Annotated in this window: 16 protein-coding genes; 10 read left to right on the top strand and 6 right to left on the bottom strand. The window is 68.6% G+C overall.

Features of this window, described 5'->3' with window-relative positions:
- Positions 1-19: 19 nt before the first annotated feature.
- Positions 20-1,096: a substrate-binding domain-containing protein gene (locus WAF18_RS09530; protein WP_337244884.1), complete on the bottom strand. Its 1,077-nt coding sequence runs from the start codon at positions 1,094-1,096 to the stop codon at positions 20-22.
- Positions 1,097-1,275: 179 nt separating this feature from the next.
- Between WAF18_RS09530 and WAF18_RS09525 the strand changes: the two genes are divergently transcribed.
- The 4 genes from WAF18_RS09525 to WAF18_RS09510 are packed head-to-tail and all read left to right on the top strand — an operon-like array spanning position 1,276 to position 6,475.
- Positions 1,276-2,958: an OFA family MFS transporter gene (locus WAF18_RS09525; protein ID WP_337244883.1), complete on the top strand. Its 1,683-nt coding sequence runs from the start codon at positions 1,276-1,278 to the stop codon at positions 2,956-2,958.
- A gap of 43 nt (positions 2,959-3,001) precedes the next feature.
- Positions 3,002-3,877, top strand: coding sequence for a formate dehydrogenase accessory sulfurtransferase FdhD (gene fdhD / locus WAF18_RS09520; protein ID WP_337244882.1), 876 nt, complete (start codon positions 3,002-3,004; stop codon positions 3,875-3,877).
- The gene (locus tag WAF18_RS09515) at positions 3,874-6,228 is read left to right on the top strand and encodes an FdhF/YdeP family oxidoreductase (RefSeq protein ID WP_337244881.1); all 2,355 of its coding nucleotides are present in this window, start codon (positions 3,874-3,876) and stop codon (positions 6,226-6,228) included. Before fdhD ends, WAF18_RS09515 begins: the two co-directional genes overlap by 4 nt.
- Positions 6,218-6,475, top strand: a complete 258-nt coding sequence (locus tag WAF18_RS09510; RefSeq protein ID WP_337244880.1) for a hypothetical protein — start codon at positions 6,218-6,220, stop codon at positions 6,473-6,475. The genes WAF18_RS09515 and WAF18_RS09510 overlap by 11 nt, the downstream gene beginning before the upstream one ends.
- 185 nt (positions 6,476-6,660) lie before the next feature.
- Here WAF18_RS09510 and WAF18_RS09505 read toward each other — a convergent pair whose 3' ends face one another.
- The gene (locus WAF18_RS09505; protein WP_337244879.1) at positions 6,661-8,838 is read right to left on the bottom strand and encodes a hypothetical protein; all 2,178 of its coding nucleotides are present in this window, start codon (positions 8,836-8,838) and stop codon (positions 6,661-6,663) included.
- 286 nt (positions 8,839-9,124) lie between these two features.
- On the opposite strand from WAF18_RS09505, the gene WAF18_RS09500 reads away from it, so the two are divergent.
- Positions 9,125-9,355 (top strand): hypothetical protein, encoded by a 231-nt coding sequence (locus WAF18_RS09500; protein WP_337244878.1) that lies wholly within the window; start codon positions 9,125-9,127, stop codon positions 9,353-9,355.
- A gap of 132 nt (positions 9,356-9,487) precedes the next feature.
- Here the strand turns inward: WAF18_RS09500 and WAF18_RS09495 are convergent, their stop codons facing one another.
- The 4 genes from WAF18_RS09495 to WAF18_RS09480 all read right to left on the bottom strand — a co-directional run bounded on the left by WAF18_RS09495 (position 9,488) and on the right by WAF18_RS09480 (position 15,886).
- Positions 9,488-10,327 carry an aldose epimerase gene (locus tag WAF18_RS09495; protein WP_337244877.1) on the bottom strand — a complete coding sequence of 280 codons (840 nt, stop codon included), beginning with the start codon at positions 10,325-10,327 and terminating at the stop codon, positions 9,488-9,490.
- Complete coding sequence (locus tag WAF18_RS09490) at positions 10,317-11,321, bottom strand: glycoside hydrolase family 43 protein (RefSeq protein WP_337244892.1); 1,005 nt, start codon at positions 11,319-11,321, stop codon at positions 10,317-10,319. Before WAF18_RS09490 ends, WAF18_RS09495 begins: the two co-directional genes overlap by 11 nt.
- Positions 11,322-11,371: 50 nt before the next feature.
- Positions 11,372-12,859, bottom strand: a complete 1,488-nt coding sequence (locus WAF18_RS09485) for an MFS transporter (protein ID WP_337244876.1) — start codon at positions 12,857-12,859, stop codon at positions 11,372-11,374.
- 120 nt (positions 12,860-12,979) lie between these two features.
- Positions 12,980-15,886 carry a TonB-dependent receptor gene (locus WAF18_RS09480; RefSeq protein ID WP_337244875.1) on the bottom strand — a complete coding sequence of 969 codons (2,907 nt, stop codon included), beginning with the start codon at positions 15,884-15,886 and terminating at the stop codon, positions 12,980-12,982.
- A 369-nt stretch (positions 15,887-16,255) separates the two neighbouring features.
- Between WAF18_RS09480 and WAF18_RS09475 the strand changes: the two genes are divergently transcribed.
- From WAF18_RS09475 to WAF18_RS09455, 5 genes are all read left to right on the top strand, one after another.
- Positions 16,256-17,554: an MFS transporter gene (locus tag WAF18_RS09475; protein WP_337244874.1), complete on the top strand. Its 1,299-nt coding sequence runs from the start codon at positions 16,256-16,258 to the stop codon at positions 17,552-17,554.
- Positions 17,555-17,606: 52 nt separating this feature from the next.
- On the top strand, positions 17,607-18,659 hold the full coding sequence (locus WAF18_RS09470; protein ID WP_337244873.1) for an endo-1,4-beta-xylanase: 1,053 nt from the start codon (positions 17,607-17,609) through the stop codon (positions 18,657-18,659).
- Positions 18,660-18,709: 50 nt separating this feature from the next.
- Positions 18,710-21,556, top strand: a complete 2,847-nt coding sequence (locus WAF18_RS09465; RefSeq protein WP_337244872.1) for a glycosyl hydrolase 115 family protein — start codon at positions 18,710-18,712, stop codon at positions 21,554-21,556.
- 91 nt (positions 21,557-21,647) lie between these two features.
- Positions 21,648-23,069 carry a glucuronate isomerase gene (gene uxaC, locus WAF18_RS09460; protein WP_337244871.1) on the top strand — a complete coding sequence of 474 codons (1,422 nt, stop codon included), beginning with the start codon at positions 21,648-21,650 and terminating at the stop codon, positions 23,067-23,069.
- A gap of 38 nt (positions 23,070-23,107) precedes the next feature.
- A complete protein-coding gene (locus WAF18_RS09455; RefSeq protein WP_337244870.1) occupies positions 23,108-24,310 on the top strand; it encodes an endo-1,4-beta-xylanase in 1,203 nt (400 codons plus the stop codon).
- The last annotated feature ends 12 nt before the right edge of the window (positions 24,311-24,322 follow it).

The following is a 24,322-nucleotide window of genomic DNA, read 5'->3' as shown; positions in this document are numbered from 1 at the left end:
TGCACTCTGACCCCGGTTTTCAGGGGCGGGCGGCGGCGAAGGCCTCGGGCAGGGTCTGCACCTGGCCGCAGCGGCTGGGGTCGTAGCCGGGCAGCAGGCCGAGTTCGCGGCGGAAGCCGTCGCTGCGCAGCAGGGCGAGCAGTCCGCGCAGGCGGCCTGACTCGAGCACGTCGTTGTGGCACAGGAAGAAGTAGTGCTCGGTGACCAGCGGGTGGAAGTCCAGCCCGTAGCGCCGCGCCGGGGGCTCGAGCGCGAAGCCGACATCGGCCAGGCCGCTGGCGACATACGCGGCGACCGCGGCATGGGTCAGTTCCTCGACGTCGCAGGCGCGGATGCGGTCGAAGGCGATGCCATGATCGGCCAGCATCGTCTGGAACAGCAGCCGCGTGCCCGAGCCGGGCTGGCGGTGGATCACGCGGATGTCGGGCCGCTCCAGATCCTGCAGCGTGCCCACGCCCAGCGGGTTGCCGGCCGCCAGCACCAGCCCCTGCCGACGCACGGCCAGGTGGATCACGCGATCGGCATCGAGGTCCAGTCGCGGGCGGTAGTGCGCGAACAAGGGCGCTTCGAGCGTGCCGATCGGCAGGTGCAGGCCGGCGATGTCGCAGGCGCCGGTGCGTAGCGCGGTCAGCGCGTCGTCGGGGCTGCGGTACTTGAGGTCCAGCGCCACGTCCGACGCCGCCATCGCACGGCGCAGCGTCTCCACGCCGAAGCCATGGGAGGCGTGCACACGCAGCGGCCGCGCATGCGCGCCTACCGTGCGCTCGAGCTCGGCCTCCAGCTCCGTCGCCAGACTGTCGAGCAATGGCGACAGGCGCGCGGCGATCCGGCTGTCGGCCCAGACCAGGCGCTCGCCGATCGCCGTCAGCGAGGCGCCGCGGCCCCGGCTCATGCGCAGCAGCGGCTGCCCGAACACCGCCTGCGCGTCCTGCAACCGCCCCCAGGCGTACCGGTAGGACACCCCGGTCTGGCGCGCCGCCGCGGCGAGCGAGCCGGTCGCCCGCACGGCCAACAACAGGTCGGCCAACTGCGAGGACAGGACCACGCCATCGCTGTTCTCGAGGGTCCACTGCGGCTGGATACGCACCTTGTACATCGCGACGCCACTCCTGCGCGGCAGCTCAAATAGGCTCTTGAAAGCCGATTATTAGACCAATGGCGCTTTTCCGATAGTCCATATGCGGATACCGTTGCGACACTTTGTCGCAGCCAATATGCAAATCACAGCATATTTGGCCGCAGCGCCGCATCCGGCTGATCGATTCGGGAGGATCCATGGCCAACAGCACCGCAGTTCCGCTTCCTGCCGCCTCACCTTCGGGCGGCCTGCTGTCGAAGGAGCGCATCATCGCCAAGGCCGGCTTCAACCGTTGGCTGGTCCCGCCGGCTGCGCTGGCGATCCACCTGTGCATCGGCATGGCCTATGGCTTCAGCGTGTTCTGGTTGCCGCTGTCGATGGCTGTCGGCATCACTACGCCGGTCGCGTGCGGGCCGGAGATGGGCTTCTTCGCACGCATCACCTCGGCCAGCTGCGACTGGCAGATCAGCGAACTGCAGTGGATGTACACGCTGTTCTTTGTACTGCTGGGCTGCTCGGCTGCGATCTGGGGCGGCTGGCTCGAACGCGTCGGTCCGCGCAAGGCCGGCTTCGTGGCCGCGCTGTGCTGGTGCGGCGGCCTCCTGATTTCCGCACTCGGCGTTCACCTGCATCAGATCTGGATGCTGTGGCTGGGCTCGGGCGTGATCGGCGGCATCGGCCTGGGGCTGGGCTATATCTCGCCGGTGTCGACGCTGATCAAGTGGTTCCCCGATCGCCGCGGCATGGCGACCGGTATGGCGATCATGGGCTTTGGTGGCGGCGCGCTGATCGGCAGCCCGCTGGCCGACATGCTGATGCGCCACTTCGCGACCCCGACCTCGGTCGGCGTCAAGGAGACCTTTCTGGTCATGGCGGTGGTCTACTTCGCCTTCATGATGGCCGGCGCCTTCGGTTACCGGGTGCCGCCGACCGGCTGGAAGCCCAAGGGCTGGACCCCGCCGCCCGCGTCGAACAACGCGATGATCACCCAGGGCCATGTGCACGTGAAAAAGGTCTGGGGCATTCCGCAGTTCTGGCTAGTGTGGGCGGTGCTGTGCCTCAACGTCTCGGCCGGCATCGGCGTGCTGGGGCTGGCCTCGCCAATGCTGCAGGAGATGTTCGGCGGCCGGCTGATCGGCGTCGACGCCGGCTTCGGTGACCTCACCGCCGAGCAACTGTCGGCGATCGCTGCAATCGCGGCCGGCTTCGTCGGCATGCTGAGCCTGGCCAACATCGTCGGCCGGTTCTTCTGGGCGTCGATGTCCGACAAGTTCGGCCGCAAGCTCACCTACTCGATCTTCTTCGTGCTGGGCATTGCGCTGTACGCCGCTGCGCCCACGCTGGGCAATGCCGGTTCGATCGCGCTGTTCGTCATCGCGTTCTGCGTGATCCTGTCGATGTACGGCGGCGGTTTCGCCACCGTGCCGGCGTACCTGGCCGATCTGTTCGGCACCCAGCACGTCGGCGCGATCCACGGCCGGCTGCTCACCGCATGGGCGGCGGCCGGCATCCTCGGCCCGCTGGTGATCGGCTACATGCGCGAGTACCAACTGGGCCTGGGCATGCCGCCCTCGCAGGTCTACAACACCACGATGTACATCCTGGCCGGCATGCTGGCGCTGGGCCTGGTGTGCAACCTGCTGGTGCGCCCGGTGAACGCGAAGTACTTCATGACGCCCGAGGAACTGGCGCACGAGAAGCAGCTGGCGCACGAGAAGGTCGACGCCAGTGGCAAGTCGCTGCTCTCCCAGGAGGACATGGACCGCATCGGCTCGGGCGGCAATCCGCTGCTGGTCGCGTTCTGCTGGGCCGCGGTCGGCATTCCGCTCGCCTTCGGCATCTGGAAGACGCTGGAAAAAGCGTTAGTGCTGTTCTCCTGACCGTTGCCGGCGGGCCTCACGGGCCCGCCGCTATCGTCATCCCATGACCCAGGCCCCTGACTCCGATCTGCCCCAAGGCGCCGTGCTGCGTTCGGTCGAACGCTGGCGCGGCGGCGCGGGCCGCCAGCTCGACGACGCCATCGCCGAGGAAGTGCCGGTGGCGTTCGTCTACAACGATGCGCCGTTCGCGGTGATGATGGCCACGCCGGCCGATCTGGAAGATTTCGCACGCGGCTTCGCGCTGAGCGAGGGCATCGTCGAACATCCGGACGATGTCGCGATCGAGCGTATCGAGCATCTCCTCGAAGGCATCGAGATCCGCCTGCGCATTCCCGACGCGCGTGCCGAAGCGCTGGCCGCACGCCGACGCAGCATGAGCGGGCGCAGCGGCTGCGGTGTCTGCGGCAGCGAGCTGCTGGAAGCCGCGCTGCGCGTGCCGCCGCCGGTCGCGGCCGATGTCCGCATCGCGGTCCACGCCCTGCAACGCGCACTGCGACAGCTGCGCGACAGCCAATCGATCAATGCACTGACCGGCGCCACCCACGCCGCCGGCTGGGCCGCGGCCGACGGCAGCCTGCTGCTGGTGCGCGAGGACATCGGCCGGCACAACGCGCTCGACAAGCTGATCGGCGCACTGCATGGCACCGGTCAGGCACTGGACGCGGGCTTTCTGGTCGTCACCAGCCGCGCCAGTTACGAAATGGCGATGAAGGCCGCCAGCGCGGGTATCGCCCTGATGGCCGCGATTTCCGCTCCCACTGCGCTGGCGATCTCGCTCGCCCAGCGCGCCAACCTCACCTTGATCGGCTTCGCCCGCGACGACGGGCACGCCGTGTACACCCACGCGCAGCGGCTGCTGCCCGAGTCGGCGCCGTCGCCGTCCGCAGCCCCTCGCCCCGGCAGGAGTTCCACGCCATGAGCAAGCATCCGATCCGCAAGTACGACGCCCCCGCCGGCGGCTGGGGCGCGCTCAAGAGCGTCGCTAAGGCGCTGATGGACCAGAACATCGCGGTCGACGGCGCCAAGACCCTGCTTCGCGCCAACCAGCCCGACGGCTTCGACTGTCCCGGCTGCGCCTGGCCCGATCGCGACCACACCTCGACGTTCGAGTTCTGCGAGAACGGCGCCAAGGCCGTCGCGGCCGAAGCCACCAAGTTCCGCGCCGGCCCCGACCTGTTCGCGCGCTATAGCGTTGCCGAACTGCGCGGCTACAGCGACCACTGGCTCGAGGGCCAGGGCCGGCTGACCACGCCGATGCGCTACGACGCGGCCACCGACCATTACGTGCCCACGACGTGGGACGAGGCCTTCGCGCTGATCGCCCGCCACCTCAACGCCCTGCCCTCGCCCGACGAGGCGATCTTCTACACCTCCGGGCGCACCTCCAACGAAGCCGCCTTCCTTTACCAACTGTTCGTGCGCGAGTACGGCACCAATAACTTCCCCGACTGCTCGAACATGTGCCACGAGTCGTCGGGCACGGCGCTCAAGAAGCAGATCGGCGTGGGCAAGGGCACCGTGTCGCTGCACGACTTCGAGCTGGCCGATGCGATCTTCATCTTCGGCCAGAACCCGGGCACCAACCATCCGCGCATGCTCGGCGAATTGCGCGAGGCGGCGCGGCGCGGCTGCGCGATCGCCTCGTTCAATCCGCTGCGCGAGCGCGGCCTGGAACGCTTCGCCGATCCGCAGGACAAGGTCGCGATGCTGACCAACGGCTCGACGCAGATCTCGTCGGACTACTTCCAGCTCAAGATCGGCGGCGATCTGGCGGCGATCAAGGGCATGATCAAGCACGTGCTCGAGCGCGACGTCGAAGTCACCGGCCAGGGCGGCGACTCGCTGCTCGACCAGGCTTTCATCGCCGAGCACACGTCCGGCTTCGACGCGTTCGCCGCCGACGTGATGGCCGAGCCCTGGGAGATCATCGTCGAGGAATCGGGCCTCGACGAGGCGCAGATCCGCCGCGCCGGCGAGCTGTACCTGAAGTCCGAACGGGTCATCGCGTGCTGGGGCATGGGCATCACCCAGCACAAGCATTCGGTGGCGACGATCAACATGCTGACCAACCTGCTGTTGCTGCGCGGCAACCTCGGACGCCCCGGTGCCGGTGCCTGCCCGGTGCGCGGCCACAGCAACGTGCAGGGCGACCGCACGATGATGATCTACGAAAAGCCGCCGGCCGCGTTCCTCGATCGGCTGCGCGACGTGTTCGGCTTCGAGCCGCCGCGCGAAGACGGCTACGACACCGTCGGCGCGATCGAGGCGATGATCGACGGCCGCGCGAAGGTGTTCTTCGGCATGGGCGGCAACTTCGCGATCGCGACTCCCGACACCGAGGCCACCGCACGCGGACTGCGCAACTGCGCGCTCACCGTCAACGTCACCACCAAGCTCAACCGCACCCACCTCACCCACGGCCGCGAGGCGCTGATCCTGCCGTGTCTGGGCCGGACCGAGATCGACATCCAGGCCCGCGGCGCGCAGGGCGTGACCGTCGAGGACTCGATGAGCATGGTGCACCTGTCGTCGGGCATCAATCCGCCGGCCTCCGACACCCTGCTGTCGGAGCCGGCGATCGTCGCCCACCTGGCCCACGCCACGCTCGGCGAACGCAGCCGGGTGCCGTGGCTGGCGCTGATCGAGGACTACGATCGCATCCGCGACCTGATCGCCCGCACCTTCGACGATTTCCACGACTTCAACGCCCGGGTCCGGGTGCCCGGCGGCTTCCGCCTGTCGAACACGGCGCGCGACCGCCGCTGGCTCACCGAGACCGGCAAGGCCAACTTCGTGCCGGCCCGGGTGCCGACCGACAATCCGATCCACCGCGCACGCCGGATGCACGGCGACCGGCCGGTATTCACGCTGGCGACCACACGCTCGCACGACCAGTACAACACCACCGTCTATGGGCTGGACGACCGTTACCGCGGCGTGTTTGGCGAGCGCCGCGTGCTGTTCATCGCCGCCGAGGACATCGCCGCGCTCGGCATGCGCGCCGGCGATTGGGTGGACCTGGAAAGCCTCAGCGAGGATGGCGTGCGCCGGCAGGCCAAGCGCTTCCTGCTGGTCGAGTACGCGATTCCGCGCGGCTGCCTGGCCGCCTACTACCCCGAGACCAACCCCCTGGTGCCATTGTCGAGCTACGCCGACGAATCGCGGACGCCGACATCGAAGTCGGTGCCGGTGATCGTGACCCCGCACGTACCCGACACCGACGCCGCGGCCCCGCGCCAGCGCGACATCCCCGCTGCCGTTGTCCGCTGACACCGCCCTGCTCGAAGCGCTGCTGCACACGCTCGCCGACACCCCCGGCGGCGTCTCGCTGCCGCGACTGTGCAAGCGCCTGGGCCTGCGCATGAGCGTGCTGCTGCGCATGCTCGCCTATCTGGGCGAGGACATGATCGGCGGCACCCAGGGCCTGGGCTGGGTCCGCACCGTCGACGACGGCGCGCGGACCCTGGCGCACCTGACCGACGCGGGCCGCCAAGCGCTGGAACGCGGCGACGGCTGAGCCACACCGCGCCGCGGGCAACGCCCGCCACGCGATGCGCCTTACCGCCCTGCTTGCGACGCACGACCTCCCCACACCGAGCGGTAAGCTCACCACGCGATACACCACCTCCCCCGCCCTCGGCGATGCACCACCTCCCCCGCACCGCGGGGGAGGTCGGCCCGCACCCGCGGGCCGGGTGGGGGCTACTGGCAGCCCGCAGGCGCCGCAGCCACGATCGCGGCGAACCCCGGCGTCGCGGGCGACACGTACGGCGTCAGCCCGCCCTTGCCCGCGGTCGCAAACACATAGCGCGCCAGATCCATGTCGGCCGGCAGCCAGTTGTCCTCGAACAACTCGAGCGAACGCGCGTCGTAGAGCGCCAGCATGTCCGGCACCGAACCGACCGAACGCGTCAGGTCCCCGGGCACGCCGTGTGCCTGGCAGTTGGCGTCCGAGTAGCGGACCACACTGCCCGCCACGCGCAATCCCGACGTATCGCGCACGTCGCGCAGCAGCACGGCGATCCAGTCGTCGAGATCGTCGCCCTTGCTGTTGACGCTGTTGTTGAGCAGCAGGTTGTCCTCGAACGCCAGGCGTCCGCCCACGCGCACGCTCAGCACGTCCTTGCGGTAGCCGTAGAAGACGTTGTTGAACATGTGCGATTGCCCGCGCCGCAACAGCGGCACGCGGCGCAGGCCGTTGTAGGCGCTGTCGCCGAACACGTCGTCGGTGGTCACGTATAGATTGTTGTGGACGGTGCTGGTGATCTGCGCGTCGATCGTGTGGCTGTCGCTCGAGCCGTGCAGCGCGGCGCGCTTGACGTTGTGCAGCCGGTTGAACGACACGGTGATGTCGTACGCGCCGACCTTGACGTCGTAGGCCGAGTCGCCGGTGTTCTCGAACGTGTTCTGGTGGATCCAGATGTCATGCGAGGCGCCGGTTGAGCGCACCATGTCCGGGTCGAGGTCGTGGTCTTCGGTATGGCCGACGCCGACGAAGCGGTTGTTGGTGACGATCACGTTGCGCGTGCTGTGGGTCGGACTGCCGCTGCTGTCGGCGCCGATCTTGAAGCCGCTGAAGATGAAGTGCGCGTTCGCGCCGCGGCCGTCGATCGTGGTGTTGGCGCGCACCATCGGCAGCTTCAGCGCATCGAGGCTGGCATCGTTGAGCCGCGCATTGAAGAACGTGTCCTCGCACGCGGCCGTCGATACGCCCCGATTACTGCACCACAGCCGGTGATCGCGACACTCGGCGATGCTGGCATTGCCCAACGCGGTGCGCACCTTCGGGTCCGCACAGCCGTTACGGTACATACCGATCTCGGTCGGCGTGGCGAAATCGACCTTGTCGAAGACGATCCAGGTCGGCGTGTCGGTCCCGATCGCCTCGAGGATCTGCTGCTCGGGCGGCACCGCCCCACTCTTGGTCACCACGACCAAGGTGCTGCCGCCGGCCGGCGCATAGCCGCCGGTGGTGCGGTGCCCGAAGCCGACCGGGCTGCCCAACGACTCGGACAGGCACTGGACGATCGCCTGGTCGGTGGTCAGCACCGGTGACTGCCGCCAGTTCATCGACGGGGTCTCCAGCAGTTGCCGGCAGGCCGCGGCGATTCCAGTGCCCGGCCCGCCGCCTCCGCCGTCGCCGCCATTCGGCGCGATCGTCACTGCAACCGGCGCCGACTCGTAGGCGGTGCCGCTGCCGTCGAGCACACGGACCCAGTAGAAGTACGTGCCCGCCGCCAGGTCCGCGTCGGCGTAGCTGCCGCCGACCACATGGTCGGCCATGAGCGTGCGCCCTGCCGGATCGGCATCGACATCGCGGTAGATCTGTTGGCGCGCCGGCGTACCGCCGTCGACCGACCACGCCAGTTGCGCGATCGCGCCCGACGCGGTGGCCGACAGGGTGACCGTCCAGGGCGAGCCAGGCGGGTTCACGGTGCCATCGCCGGCATAGGTCTCGAATTCCGCCACTGCGGGCGTGCCATTGGCGCTGAGGATCTCGAAGTTGAGCTTGCTGAGCGAGACCGGCGCGAATGCGATCGTGCCTGCGCCGCTGCCGGTCGCCAGCACCTGGCCGTTGCCGTTGTTCACCAACCGCCAGTTGCCGATGCGGCCCTGCTGGCCGCTCGGCTCTCGGATCACCGCCGCGCCCACGCTGCGGGCCGCGCTCCACTTGACCGAGATCCGGCCCGTCGTGCCGCTGGGCGACCACCAGGTGCCGGCATCGCCGTCGATGGCGTTGCCGTAGCTCGTACCGCCGCCCTTGCTCGAACCATCGGCGCTCGCGCCCAGGCTCAGGTTGGGGCCTGTCTGCGCCTGTACGCCGCACACGGCGCAGACGCCCAATGCCGCCGCCAACAGCCACTGCCTTGTCGCTTTCATCTCCGTCACCTCCTGCGAAGCGGGGCTAGCCCCGGAATTCGATCCACGAAACCGGATGCCGACGGACGGGGGGGGAACTGGAGTATGCACACGCCAGCGAACAATGACCACCGGAGGACAATCAAGCGAATCAATGTCTTGCGGACATTGCATTGGGGCTGCGGCGGGCGCCGGACTGCAGTGCAGCGGTTGCGATCCAGCCGCGGACAGTGCGGCCGCAAGTCACGGCCGGCTCACGGCCCAGCCGCGACGCTTGCAGCGTTCGCAATCCACCACGGAGATCACGATGGGAATGCTGAGATGGTTGGCGCTCGGCGCCGCAGGGGCTTTCGCTTACAACGCCTGGCAGAAGCGCCAGACCGTTGCGAGCACGTCAGCGTCGGGCACGCTCGATGATGGCCGGAGCACGCCGCCACACGGCGATGCGATCAAGGTCGGCGGGCCCGATCGCGAAGTGCCCGATGCGCCGACGACGCGGCCGGCGCATTCGAGCCGCAGTTTCGGCAACGAGGACTGAGTCGAAGCAGCCGCAGCCGCCGCGTCGCGCCGCCGCATGGCCAGCGCGACGCGGCGGCCCGTCGTATCCGCGACCTCGCGTCCGCGATCGCCTGCATCCGATCACGCGGACAGGCGGCGCGAGCCCGCACGATCACACCCACACCAGCTCGAACCACCGCGTCAGTTGTTCGCCGGGCGCCAGTCGGCGTGGTGCGAGATTGAACGCATCCGGTGGTCCACTTTGCGGTTCCACGCAGGTCGCATGCGGGGCGGCGTCGTACACGACCCGATGGTCGCAGTCCGAGCGCAACCGCAGGCGTTGCTCGCCGCGATACAGCACGATGTCGTCGCCACCCGGAAAACAGTCGTCCCAAGGCCCGGGCAATGCAGGCGCAAGCGGCCGGGTCGCGATGCCGTCGTCGTCGCGTGGATAGACCTGCGTCGGCGCGAAGTCCACGCGTTCGGGTTTGCGAAACCAAGGGTGCCAACCGATCTCGGCCGGCATGGCGTGCGCGCCGGCCGTGAGCGACAGCGTCAGCCTCACCCGCCCCGGCGCGACCTCGATCCGCTGCGCCGCAGTCCCGCCGAACGGCCACTCCGCATCGGCCGGCAGCGCCAGCGACAACGCCATCGCATCGTGCGTCCGCGCCTCGACCTGCCATGGCAACGCGAAACCCACGCCATGGATCGCGTGCCCGCCGAAATTCGTCGGCAGCGCGTACGCCCGGCCATCGAAGCGGAACCTGCCGCGGCGAATCCGCCCCACCCACGGCAGCATCGGATAGCAGCCCCAGGCGATCGTCGCCGGCCAGCCGTCGTCGGGGCCGACCAGGTGCGCGACGCCCTCGTGCACGATCTGCGCGATGCGCCCGCCCGCCTCGGGCGCGACGACGACCTCGGTCGCGCCGCTGCCGATACGCAGCACCGGCCCCGGCGGCAGCGGCGCGGTCGCATCATTCCGGGCGCGCGGCCGGTCGGTCTCAGCCGCCATAGGGCGCGATCGTGCGGATGCGGCCCTGGGCGTCGTGATGCAGTTCGGTGACCTTGACGTCGCGCAGGTGGGTCACGCCGCCCGAGCGCAAGGCATCGTGGTAGTACAGCCACCAGCGTCCCTCGAACTCGACGATCGAGTGTTGCGTCGTCCAGCCCACGACCGGCTCGAGCAGCACGCCCTGATGGACGAAAGGCCCGTAGGGACTGTCGCCGATCGCGTAGCAAAGCAGGTGCGTGTTGCCGGTCGAGTACGACAGATAGTAGCGACCGCCGTGGCGATGCAGCCACGGGCCTTCGAAGAAGCGGCGCGCGTGATCGTCGGCGCGCAGCGGCTGGCCGCCCGCATCAAGGATCGCAACCTCGCGCGTGGGCTCGGCAAGCCCGCGCATGTCGGCGCGCAGCCGTGCCACGCGCGGCCCCAATGCGGGCGCCGCGCCGGTCGGTTCCTCGTGGCCCGCATCGAACACGTCGTCGCGGTACTTCTGCAGTTGCCCACCCCAGATCCCGCCGAAGTACAGGTACTGCTCGCCGTCGTCGTCGGCGAACACCGCCGGATCGATCGAGTACGTGCCGGGGATCGGTTCGGGATCGGGCACGAACGGGCCTTCCGGCCGGTCACCGACCGCCACGCCGATGCGGAACAGGCCGTCAGCGCGCTTGGCCGGGAAGTAGAAGTAGTAGCGGCCATCGCGGCAGGCCGCGTCGGGTGCCCACATCTGTCGCGCGGCCCACGGCACGTCGCGCACATGCAATGCGCGGCCGCAGTCCACGGCCTCGCCGCCGGGGTGGTCCTGGCGCAGCACGTGGTAGTCCTCCATGCCGAAATGCCCGCCCTCATCGTCGAACGGCGCACCGGCATCGATGTCGTGCGAGGGATAGATATAGAGCTTGCCCTCGAACACGTGCGCCGACGGATCGGCGGTGTGGATGTGGGTCACCAGCGGCGTCGAGATCGCCCGGTCGGCGAGCGCCTGCAGGTCCGGCGCGGGCATCGCATCGGCTGTGGGCGCGCCGGCCGGCGATGCGTCCTCGGCGGACGCGGTCATGCCGCAGCTCCAGCAGCGCGCGCACGACGCGCACCGAGCTCATGTTCGATCCGAGTTTCCATCGGCTTGTCGATCTCATAGAGGAACAGCAGGGCCACGCCGGCCAGGAACGGCAGCGAGCAGTACACGCTCACCGCCAGTCGGATGCCGTCGATCGCGGCCGCGGGTTGAACACTTGCGCCGGCCTCATAGCCGTAGCGCGCCAGGACCGCGGCGACCAGCGCGCCGCCGATGCTCAGGCCGACCTTCAGGCCGCACAACATCGCCGAGAAGATGATCGCGGTCGCTCGGCGGTCGTTCTTCCACTCCGACCAGTCCGCGACATCGGCGATCATCGCCCATAGCAGCGGGATCGTGATGCCGTAGAAGAAGCCGTGCAGGATCTGCGAGCCGAACACCAGACCGATCGCATCGGGCGGATAGAGATAGAACGCCAGCAGGAACAGCGTCGAGACCGTCAGCGCGCCGCCGAACACGTTGCGCTTGCCGAAGCGATTGGCCAGCGGCCGCGACAGCCCGATCCCCAGGATCATGCAGAGGATGCCGCCGGCGTTGAACAGACTGAAGGCCGAGGTCGGCGCGTCCTCGGGCCACAGAAAGCCCGCCATGCCGGCGCCGGTCAGCAGCGCGTTGAGCCCGTCGATCGCGCGTTCGAAGCCCGTGCGCTCCAGGAACCCGGCCAGTGCGGTGGGGTCGAGGTAGTACTGGAAGTAGTAGATGGTCATGCCACCCTTGAGGGCAAGCGCGACGAACACCAGGATCGTCAGCAGCAGCATCACCTGCCAAGGACGGTTGCGGGCCAGGTCGACCAGGTCCTGGCGCACGCCTGACGACTGCGCCGGTGTCGGCACGATGCGCTCGCGCGTGGTCGCAAACGTGATCAGGAAGAACACCGTGCCGACGATCGCAAACAGCGTCATCGCGCTCTCGAAGCCGCGCACCCGGTCGCCGTCGCCCAGAATCAGCACCAGCGGCAGCAGCAGCACCTGGATCACGAACTGCGCGATCATCACTGCGACGAAGCGGTACGCCGACAGGCTGTTGCGCTGGGCCATGTTGCCGGTCAGCACGCCGCTCAGCGCCGCATACGGCAGGTTGTTGGCACCGTAGACCAGCACCAGCAGCGTGTAGGTCACCAGCGCATAGACCACCTTGCCGCGCTCGCCCAGTTCCGGCGTGCTGAAGGCCAGCAACGCCAGCGCCCCGAACGGCACCGCCGTCCACAGGATCCACGGCCGGAACTTGCCCCAGCGCGTGCGCGTGCGGTCGGCCAGCAGGCCGATCATCGGCGTGAACACGAACGCGCCCAGCAGGCCGACGACAAAGATGATCGTTGCCGCCGTCGCCGCCGGCAACGCATAGACGTCGGTGTAGAAGAACGCCAGGTACGTGATCAGGGTCTGGAAGATCAGGTTCGCGGCGAGGTCGCCGAGGCTGTAGCCGACCTTCTCCCTGACCGAGAGGACCTGCGATGCGTTGCTCATTGTATCGATGTTCCCCACTGCTCCCGGACGGCACCGGCGCGGTGCCCGCATCGCCACCTGCAAGGCACCTGCGCACCGACGTCCGGGAGGAAGACGCCGGCGCGCAGGGCCCGCCCTGCCTCAGAACGTACCGCGGATCCCGACCGTGAACGTGGTGCCCGGGTCGTAAAAGTCGTTGACTGCGTTCGGGTAGGCGAAGTACGACCGGCGCTCCTCGCCGGTGATATTGAGCACGTTGAAGGTCAGCTGCGGCTCCGAACGCACCCCTTTGAGCGTGTAGCTGGCCGACAGGTCGAGCTGGCCGCGATCCTCGCCATAGATCTGCGCGAACGGGATGCCCTGCTGGTTCGGCCCCGAGCCCACTGCGCCCTCGGACCAGGTATAGGACAGGCGCACCGAGGCGACGGCGTTCTCCCAGTAGGCGGTCGCGTTCCACATCGACGGCGCCACGCCATAGACGTTGCCCGCCAGCGCATTGGCATCGTTGCCCAGGGCCTTGATGTCGAGCTTGGTGTAGTTGGCCATGAAGCCCAGGCCTTCGAGCACCACGCTCAGCGGCTGCACCCAGATCGCCTCCCAGCCGCGGACTTCGAGCTCGGCATCGGCGTTGACCTGCTGGTTGACGTTGACCATCGCCACATCCGGGCCGCCGCGCGAGTTGATCGCCTGCTGCTGCGCGTCGACCAGCGTGTCGAACGGGATACCCAACTCGCGGAACGGCTTGGTGGTCACGCCCTGGTAGGTGTAGCCCTCGATGCGCTTGTTGAACAGCGTCAGGCCGACGAAGCCCTCACCGCCCGTATACCACTCGCCGCCGATATCGAAGTTGGTCGAAGTGTAGGGCGTGAGGTTGGGATTGCCCTGGGTGGCGACCTGGGCCGAGATGTCGGTGAAGGTGGTCGCCGGCAACATGGAGCTGGGGTTGGGCCGGGTCATCGTGCGCGAGGCCGAGGTGCGCAGCACGACGTTCTGGGCCACGTCCCAGGCGGCGCTGAACGACGGCAGCCATTCGGCGTAGTCGCCAGTCAGCGTCTGCCACTGGCGGACCCCGCCGATGGTGACTGGACCGCTGATCTCCTGATCGGTGGTCGCATAGCGCACGCCCATGTTGTAGCGCAGGTTGCGGTTCCAGATCTCCGACTCGCCGTTGACCATCACATAGGCGGCCTTGGTGGTCTCGTCGAAGCCACCGGTGGCGCCCCCTGTATTGGGACCGGCGGCCTCCGGCGCGCGGTCGCGGTACTGCTCGTAATTGGTGTCGCGCATGAAGCGATCGAAATCCACCGTCACGAACCCGCTCGGTCCGGGCAGGATGTAGTTCGCCAACTGGGCATCGCTGACCTGCGACAGCGCATAGGGCTGCCAGTCGGTGCCGGTGTCGCCGAAGCCCTGGATGCGCCGCTGGTTGTTGTCCCAGGACACGCCGAAGCTCACGTTGTTGCGATCCTCGCCCAATTGCAGGTCGGCGCGGATGCCACTGGTTTCGGTGACGCGCTTCTCGTTCTGCGCCCAGACGCGGCCGCCGGTCCAGGTCCAGCCCAGGCCCGGATCGTTGAGATCCAGGTCGCCGTCCCAGGTCGGCACGTTGCCGTCGTTTCGGTACTGCAAGGTCGTGAACGGCGAATTGAAGCCGATCGTCGGCGAGTCGCGGAACATCCAGCTGCGGCTCATGTTGGCCTGCACGTCGAGCTTGATGTCCTGGCCCTCGCCGAACCAGAACGTACCTCCGGGCGTCAGATGCCAGTACTGCACGTCCTCGGTGTAGGGCCGCGCCTCCATGAAGAACTGCGCATTGGCGAAGGTGGCGCTGGTGACGACGTTGTTGCCATCGAGCTGCATGTCCAGCGGAATGATGTTGCCATTGCGACCGATCAGGTTGATGTCGATGCGGTCATTGGTCCGCTTGGCCTTGGTGTAGAGCACGTCCATGTACAGTTCGACGCGGTCGTTCGGGCGCCACTGCACCGAGCCCAGGAACGCGTCGCGGTCGCGGTCGCCGCTCATGTGCACCGGCCGGCCCAGCCGCGGGATCAACGCTTCGCCGATCTGCTCGGGGGTCAGGCCGGGATTGGCAGCCTGCAGCCACGCGGCATCGATCACCTGGCCGGGCACCAGTCCGGCACCCAGCGTCGAGCGGTTGCCCGGCACGACATCGGGGATGCGCCAGCCATTGCCGCCGGTCACGTTGCAGGGGCTGCCCAGCGACGGAAAGCCTGCCGGCGCGCCGCCGTTGCCGCACTGCGCATTGGTCAGGTTGGGATTGGTCCAGCCGATGGTCTCGTAGCCTTCGACACCGATCTTGCCGCGCTGCGAGGTCACGCCGGCGAGCACGCCGAACGTCCCGTCCTCGTTGGTCCAACTGCCGATCACGGTGCCGCGCGGACTGGTCTTTTCGCTGATGTCGTTGTAGTCGGCCTGCAGTGAGTAGGTCAGCTGGCTGCCGTTGACGTCGAACGGACGCATGTTGCGCATGTCGACCACGCCCGAGGCGCCGCCTTCGGACAGGCGCGCGGTGGGCGACTTGTAGACGGTGAGCTGGTTGAAGAACTCGGTCGGGAAGATATTGAGATCGACCTCACGGTTCTGGTTGGTCGCATCCAGGCCGATCGACGCGGTCGCGACCGACGCGCCATTGATCGTGGTCTTGGTGAAGCTGCTGGGCAGGCCGCGGATCGCGATGTTCAACCCCTCGCCGTTGACGTCGCGGTTGAGCTGGATGCCCGGGATGCGGCTCAACGATTCGGCGATGTTGGTGTCGGGGAACTTGCCGATGTCCTCGGCGAAGATCGAATCGGTGAAGCCGGTCGAGTCGCGCTTGGCCTCGGTCGCGAACTGCAGGCTCTGTCGGTAGCCGCGGACGACGACCGCATCGAGATCGGTGGCCGACGCTCCCGCCGGTGCCGTGTCCTGCGCGAGTGCCGGCGTGCCCACCACCCCCAGCAGCGCCAGACCCAGCGCATGCGACAACGCATTCTTCGAGACTTGCTTGTACACCGTACTCCCCTCCCGTTTCTGGTGACCGCACATGGCGCGCCTTGCGTTGACCGTGCCATGGTGTGGTGTTGGTTTTTCGCCCCTGCCCGGCCTGACATCCGCTCCGGCGCCGCGCTCGAAAATGATGGTAGCGCTATCAAAAACAGACCGCACGCTGCGTAGCAGCATGGATGCGCACGCGCCGTAATCCACGTAAATTCCACGGTAAATGGCGCATCTAGCGCGCATCGGCGATGCAATTCCGGCGTGGTGCAGCGCAGAACGCATTCCGAAACTCGCTGTGCTAATGATAGCGCTACCACGTCTCGGCGACGCGGACGACGCCTGGAGGGAGGCGATGACAGCGATTGGGAGCGCGCGGCCACGGACGGCCGCTCACAGCGAGCGTGCGGAGCGATGCGGATGAGCGGCGGTGATCGGGCCGCGCTCGCCTCACCGGCCGCGAAGGTCGGCATGTACCGTTGGCGCGTCTGCGCGATGTTGCTGGCCGCCACCACCATCAACTACGTCGATCGCCAGGTGCTGGGTGTACTTGCGCCGTTTCTGCAGGACGAGATCGGTTGGAGCGAAATGCAGTACGGCGCCATCGTCACCGCGTTCCAGGCCGCCTACGCGATCGGCTTGCTGTGCGCTGGCGCCGTCATCGACCGGCTCGGCACCAAGGCCGGCTACGCGATTGCGATCTGCGTGTGGAGCATCGCCGCGATGAGCCATTCGCTGGCGGCGAGCGTCGCCGGCTTCATGATCGCGCGCTTCCTGCTGGGACTGGGCGAAGCCGGCAATTTCCCGGCCGCGATCAAGACTGTGGCCGAGTGGTTTCCCCGGCGCGAACGCGCGTTCGCGACCGGCATCTTCAATTCCGGGTCCAACATCGGCGCGATCGTCGCCCCGTTGCTGGTACCGGTCATCGCAGTGACCTGGGGCTGGCAGGCGGCGTTCCTGTTCACCGGTGCGCTCAGCGCGACGTGGCTGGCGGTGTGGCTGCTGACCTATCGCACGCCTGAGCAGCAGCCCGCACTGTCGGTCGCCGAGTTGGCGCATATCCGCAGCGATCCGCCCGAACCGTCGGCCAAGGTGCCGTGGCGGCGCATCCTGCGCCACCGCCAGGCCTGGGCCTTCGTCGCCGCCAAGTTCATCACCGACCCGATTTGGTGGTTTTTCCTGTTCTGGCTGCCGAAATTCCTCAATGCCGAGTACGGCCTGACCCTGCTCGCGCTCGGGCTGCCGCTGGTGGCGATCTTCGTGCTGGCCGACGTGGGCAGCATCCTCGGCGGCTGGCTGGCCGGGCGCTTCCTGCGCCTGGGCTGGAGCGTCAATCGCGCACGCAAGGGGGCGATGCTGGTCTGCGCGCTGTGCGTGGTGCCGATCGTGTTCGCCGCGCAGGCCGACAATCTGTGGCTGGCCGTGGCGCTGATCGGACTTGCGACCGCAGGTCACCAGGGCTGGTCGGCCAATGTGTTCACGCTGACCTCGGACATGTTTCCGCGCCACGCAGTGGCCTCGGTCGTGGGCATCGGCGGCTTCGCTGGCGCGGTCGGCGGCATGATGATCGCCACGTTCATCGGCTGGTTGCTGCAGACCACCGGCAGCTATCTGCCGGTGTTCCTGATGGCCGGCTCGGCCTACCTGGTGGCGTTGCTGATCGTGCACCTGCTTGCGCCGCAGCTGGCGCCGGCACGGCTGGACGACGGCGCGGCATGAGTCTGCACCGGTGCCACTGCGATGTTCTGTTCGATTTCGGGAGCCTGACACGATGAAGACCTCTTCCCTGCCCTTGCTCGGCGCGCTCGTCCTTGCCCTCGCCGCCTGCGGCGAGCGCCCGGATGCCGCGCCAGCCGCCGAGACCGCCGAACCGGCCTCAGCCTCAGCCTCAGCCTCAGCCTCCGCGTCCACGGCGCTGGCCCACGGTCACGACAAGTTCCTCGGCGGCGCCTACAGCCCGCCACAGGCGCCGGGCTTCACCGACTACTGGAACAAGATCACGCCGGAGAACGGCGGCAAATGGGGCGAGGTCGAGGCCGAACGCGACGTGATGGTCTGGGACGAGCTCGATGCCGCCTGGCAGGTCGCAAAGGACCACGGCCTGCCGTTTCAGATGCATGTGATGGTGTGGGGCAACCAGCAGCCGGAGTGGATCAAGACCCTGCCGCCCGACGAGCAGCGCGTCGAGATCGAGCAGTGGTTCGCGGCCGTCGCTGCACGCTATCCGGGCATCGACTTCGTCGAGGTCGTGAACGAGCCGCTGCACGACCCGCCGTCCAAGGATGACGAGGGCGGCGGCCACTACATCGAAGCGCTGGGCGGCGACGGCGAGAGCGGCTGGGACTGGATCCTCGAATCGTTCCGGCTCGCCCGCCGGCACTTCCCCGACGCCAAGCTGATGATCAACGAATACAGCGTGACCAACGATCCCGAGGCCACCCGGCGCTATCTCGAGATCGTCCACCTGCTGCAGGCCGAGGGCCTGGTCGATGCGATCGGCGTGCAGGGCCATGCGTTCTCGACGACGACCGACACCGCGATCGAGGTGCACCGCCGCAACCTCGATGCGCTCGGCGCGACCGGGTTGCCGGTCTATGTGACCGAGCTCGACATCGACGGACCCGACGACGCGACCCAGTTGCGCGACATGCAGCGGATCTTCCCGATGTTCTGGGAGCACCCGGCGGTCAAGGGCGTCACCCTGTGGGGCTTCCGCCGCGGTCTGTGGCGCGATGAGCAAGGCGCCTATCTGGTCCGCGAGGACGGCAGCGAACGGCCGGCGCTGACCTGGCTGCGCCGCTACCTGCGCGGCGAGGCGAACTGATGGTGCCGTTCGCGTGCGCAGCGCGCAGAAGGCGGCTGTCCGCAGCCGTCGTGCTGCTGATCGCCGTGGCCTGCCCGGCGCTGGCCACCGTGCCGACCCCAGTCACAGACGATTGCACGCGACCGGCCGCGGTCTGCGAGACCGCGGTGCCCGGCGCCTTGCCGCTGATTGTCGGCGGCCGGCCGCTGCCGGTGCTGGTCGACGCGGCCGACGATCCGGGTGTACTGCGCGCCGCCGGCGACCTGCGCGCCGACCTGGCCGCGGTCGCCGGTGCGGATGCGCCCCAGGCCGCGACGTCGCTGGCGATCATCGCCGGCACGCTCGGCCACAGCCCGCGCATCGACCGCATCGTGCGCGAACGTGGCCTCGACGTCTCCGGCGTCGCCGGCACCTGGGAAGGCCACCTGCTGCAGGTTGTCGACGCCCCGGAGCCGGGCATCGACCGGGCGCTGGTGATCGCGGGCGCGGACAGGCGCGGCACGATCTTCGGTCTCTATGAACTCTCGCGTCGCATCGGCGTGTCGCCGTGGACCTGGTGGGCAGACGTGCCGCCACCTCGCCACGCCGCGCTGCATGTCGCCCCCGGCCGCTTCGTCGATGCGCCCGGGGTGCGCTACCGCGGCCTCTTCATCAATGACGAGGACCCTGCACTCGGCGGCTGGATGCAGGCGACCTATGGCGGCCCGAACCATCGCTTCTACGAGCGCGTGTTCACGCTGATCCTGCGCCACAAGGGCAACTTCCTGTGGCCGGCGATGTGGGGTCGCGCGTTCTACGACGACGATCCGCGCAACGCCGCGCTCGCCGACGAGATGGGCGTGGTTGTGGGCACCAGTCACCACGAGCCGATGATGCGCGCGCACGTCGAGTGGTCGCGCCATGGTGCAGGACCGTGGGACTACGCCAAGAACACCCAGCAACTGCGCGATTTCTGGCGCACCGGCATCGCGCGCATGGGCGACCACGAGAGCGTCGTGACCCTGGGCATGCGCGGCGACGGCGACGAGCCGATGGCCGAGGGCACGGCGATCACGTTGCTGGAGGGCATCGTCGCCGACCAGCGGCGAATCCTCGCCGACGTCACTGGCCGGCCGCCGCAAGACACGCCACAGGTCTGGGCGCTGTACAAGGAGGTGCAGGACTACTTCGATGCCGGCATGCGGGTGCCCGACGATGTCACGCTGCTGTTCGCCGACGACAACTGGGGCAATCTGCGCCGGCTGCCAGCGCCCGGCGACCGTCGCGCCGGTGGCTATGGCGTCTACTACCACTTCGACTACGTCGGCGGGCCGCGCAACTACAAGTGGCTCAATACCACCCAGATCGAGCGTGTCTGGGAGCAGATGCGCCTGGCCTATGCGCATGGCGTCGATCGGCTGTGGGTGGTCAATGTCGGTGACATCAAGCCGATGGAGCTGCCGATCGGCTTCTTCCTCGACCAGGCCTGGAACCCCGACGCGATGACTCGAGACGCGCTGGCGGCCTATCCCGCCGCGTGGGCCGCGCAGCAGTTCGGTACTGCCCACGCCAGCGAGATCGGCGAGATCCTGACTCGCTACACGCAGTACAACGCACGCCGCAAGCCCGAGCTGGTGTCGGCCGACACCTGGAGCCTGCTGCATTTCGGCGAGGCCGAGCGCGTGCTGGCCGAATGGGACGCGCTGGTCGCGCAGACCGAGCGCGTCGGCGCTGCGCTGCCGGCTGCGCAGCGCGACGCTTGGTACCAGTTGGTCGCCTACCCGGTGCTGGCGAGCGCCAACCTCAATCGCTTCCACATCGCGGTCGCGCGCAACCGGCTGTACGCCGACCAGGGCCGCGCGTCGACGAATGCCTGGGCGGACGAGGCGACGCGCCTGTTCGCGCGCGACGCGGAGCTTGCGCGCATCTACGAGCAGGACATCGCCGGCGGCAAGTGGGTGCACATGATGTCGCAGCCGCGCATCGGCTACACCCACTGGCAGATGCCCGACCGCAACGTGCTGCCGGCGCTGGCGCGCATCGATGTGCGCGAGCGCGGCACGATGGGCGTCGCGGTCGAGGGCGATCCGCGCGGTTGGCCGGTGCCGGCCGAGATCGCCCGGCTGCCAATGCTCGATCCCCAGGCCACGCGCGCCCCCGAGGTCGTCGTGTTCAACCGGGGCGCGGCGCCGTTCCGCTACACCGCCACCTCATCGGCAGCCTGGCTGCAGGTGACGCCAGCCGCTGCCGAGGTCACCGACGCCCAGCCGCTGCGCATCGAGGTCGACTGGCAGGCGGTGCCCACCGGGACGCAGGTTGCCTATCTCGACCTGCTCGGCAGCGACCGCACCGAAGTGCGTGTGGTGGTGCCCGTGACCCGGCCGGCATCGACCGGGCCGATGACAGGCTTCGTCGAGAGCGGTGGGGTCGTCGCGATCGAGGCTGGCGACTACACGCGTGCCGTCGCGCCGGACGGCCTGGCCTGGGAGACGATCCCGCATCTGGGCCGCAGCCGTACGGGCGTGACCACCGTGCCGGTCACCGCCACATCCGGCGAGCCTGGCCCCGGCGGCGCCTGGCTCGAATATCCGGTGCATCTGCAGACTGCCGGCGAGGTCGAGGTCCGCGTGGTGGTGTCGCCGACGCTCGACTACGCCGACCGCGGCGGACAACGCCTCGCAGTGTCGTTCGATGCCGCCGCGCCACAGCTGCTGACCATGCGCCTGGACCCGACGCCCGGTCACCCGGACTTCCCGGCGTGGCAGCGTGCGGTCGCCGATAGCGTGCACGTGGCCACCTCGCGCCATCGGGTCGAAGCCGGTGCGCAGACGCTGCGCCTGTGGCGCGTCGATCCGGGCGTGGTCGTGCAGCGCATCGAGATCGTCCGCGACGGCGTGCCCAAGGCGCTGCTCGGACCGCCGACGAGCACGAGGCGATGAGCGCCCCCACCAGCGCATGCACGACACGCTGGCACCGGTCAGCCCGGTCACGCGCTTATCCACGTCTGCACCGTTTCGAAGAAGACCGCCCATGACCGCCCACGCCCCACTCGCCCTTCACCCCGATCGCCTGTTCCCGCCGGAGCCGACCCAGCGTGCGATCGCGCGCCGGCTGTACGGGCAGATCGCCGGGCTGCCGATCATCAGCCCGCACGGCCATACCGACCCGGCCTGGTTCGCGACCGACGCGCCATTCGAGAATGCGACCGAGCTGCTGTTGGTGCCCGACCACTACGTGTTCCGGATGCTCCACAGCCAGGGCGTGGACCTCGACGCGCTCGGCATCCCGCGCGCCGACGGCTCGCGCGCAGCGGTCGACCCACGTGCGGCCTGGCACCTGCTTGCCGAGCGCTTCTACCTCTTCCGCGGCACGCCGTCCGCGCTGTGGCTCGATCATGTGTTCTTCGAGGTCTTCGGCCTGCGCGTGCGGCTATCCAAGGCGACCGCCGACCTCTACTACGACAGCATCACCGACGCGCTGGCGACGCCGGCGTTCAGGCCGCGCGCCCTGTTCGAACGCTTCGGCATCGAAGTCATCGCGACCACCGAGTCGCCGCTCGACCCGCTCGAGCATCATGCCGCGATCCGTGCCAGCGGCTGGACCGGCCGGGTCATCACGGCCTATCGCCCGGATGCAGTGATCGACCCCGAGCACGAACAGTTCCACCAAGCACTGGCGCGTTTCGGCGAGCTGACCGGCGAGGACGTGCACGATTGGGCCGGTTACCTGCGCGCACACCGTAGGCGACGCGCGTTCTTCGCCGATATGGGCGCGACTTCGACCGATCACGGCCACCCGACCTGCGCGACCGCGGACCTGCCGCCCGGCGAGGCACGTCGGCTGTTCGAGGCCGTCGTGCGCGGGCATGCCACGCCGGCGCAGGCCGAACTGTTCCGCGCGCAGATGCTGACCGAGATGGCGCGCATGAGTCTGGACGACGGCCTGGTCATGCAGATCCACCCAGGCTGCTTCCGCAACCACAACCGCGCCCTGTTCGACCGCTACGGCCGCGACAAGGGTGCCGACATCCCGGTGCGCACCGAGTACGTGCACGCGCTCAAGCCGCTGCTCGACGTCGCCGGCAACGCGCCCAACTTCCGCCTGATCCTGTTCACGCTCGACGAGAGCACCTACGCGCGCGAGCTCGCACCGCTGGCCGGGCATTGGCCGTGCCTGTCGCTGGGGCCGGCGTGGTGGTTCCACGACGCCCCGGAAGGCATGTGGCGCTTCCGTGAACAGACACTCAGCAGCGCCGGCTTCTACAACACCGTCGGTTTCAACGACGACACCCGCGCCTTCCTGTCGATCCCGGCACGTCACGATGTCGCCCGGCGCGTCGACTGTGCGTTCCTGGCCAAGCTCGTCGCCGAGCACCGTCTGAACGAAGACGCGGCGGCCGAGGTCGCGGTCGATCTCGCCTACCGGCTGCCCAAACAGGCGTATCGGCTGTGATGCAGCGCGCCATGTTCCCCCTCGCTACCGGAGATCGCATGTCCGTCACCCCGCCTCGTCTGCTCTTGGCGAGCGCGCTGCTCGCGTGGTCCGTCGCCGCGCATGCCCTGCCGCCACCCGCCGCCCCGGACGCGAGCGCCACACCGTTGCAGGCGCCGGCGCCGAGCACGCTCAAGGGCGCCTACGCCAGTGCATTCCGGATCGGCACCGCGGTCAACGACGACATCGTCGCGGGCCGTGACCGGCGCGCGCAGGCGCTGGTGCCGCTGCACTTCGATGCGATCACTGCCGAGAACGTCATGAAAGCCGAGGTGCTGCACCCCACGCCGGACACCTGGGATTTCGCCGCAGCCGACGCTTTCGTCGACTTCGGCCAGCGCCACGGCCAGTTCATCGTCGGCCACACCCTCGTCTGGCATAACCAGACGCCGGATTGGTTCTTCCAGGACGCCGCCGGCGCCCCGCTCGCGCCCGACGCGATGACCGCGCGCCTGCGCGACTACGTCGGGATGGTCGCGGGCCGCTATGTACGACGCGTGCACGCCTGGGATGTGGTCAACGAGATCGTCGGCGAGGACGGTGCGTATCGCGACACTGTCTGGACACGTGCGCTTGGCGACGGCGACACCGTCGTGCGCGAAGCCTTCGCCGCCGCGGCGCGCGCCGCCCCCGACGCCGAGCTCTACTACAACGATTTCAACACCTGGCGCCCGACCAAGCGCGCCGGCATCGTGCGCCTGGTGACGATGTTGCAGGATGCCGGCATCCGCATCGACGGCGTCGGCATGCAGGCACACTGGGGGCTGCACTACCCGTCGCTGGAGGACATCGAAGCCTCGATCGACGCCTACGCCGCGCTCGGGGTCAAGGTCATGATCACCGAGCTCGACATCGACGTGCTGCCGCTCACGCGCGAGGGCCAGGTGATCGGCACCGGGCTGACGCACCCGCAGTTCCAGCTGGAAGAGTTCGAGCGCTACCTCGACCCCTACCCCGATGGTCTGCCTGCCGATGTCGAGCGTCAGCTCGCGCAACGCTATGCCGAGCTGTTCGCGCTGTTCCATCGCAAGCGCGACGTCATCGACCGCGTCACTGTCTGGGGCGTGCACGACGGCATGTCGTGGAAGAACGACTACCCCGTGCCCAACCGCACCAACTACCCGCTGTTGTTCGACCGCGATCGTCAGCCCAGACCCGCACTGGGCGCGGTCCTGTCGGTGCCGGGGGCGACGACGCGCTAGCATCGGGCGTAA

Source organism: Luteimonas sp. gir, assembly GCF_037198055.1.
GTDB classification, from domain to species: Bacteria; Pseudomonadota; Gammaproteobacteria; order Xanthomonadales; family Xanthomonadaceae; genus Luteimonas; species Luteimonas citri_A.
The sequence above is the reverse complement of the archived record's forward strand: the minus strand, read 5'-3'. Positions and strand labels throughout refer to the sequence as shown.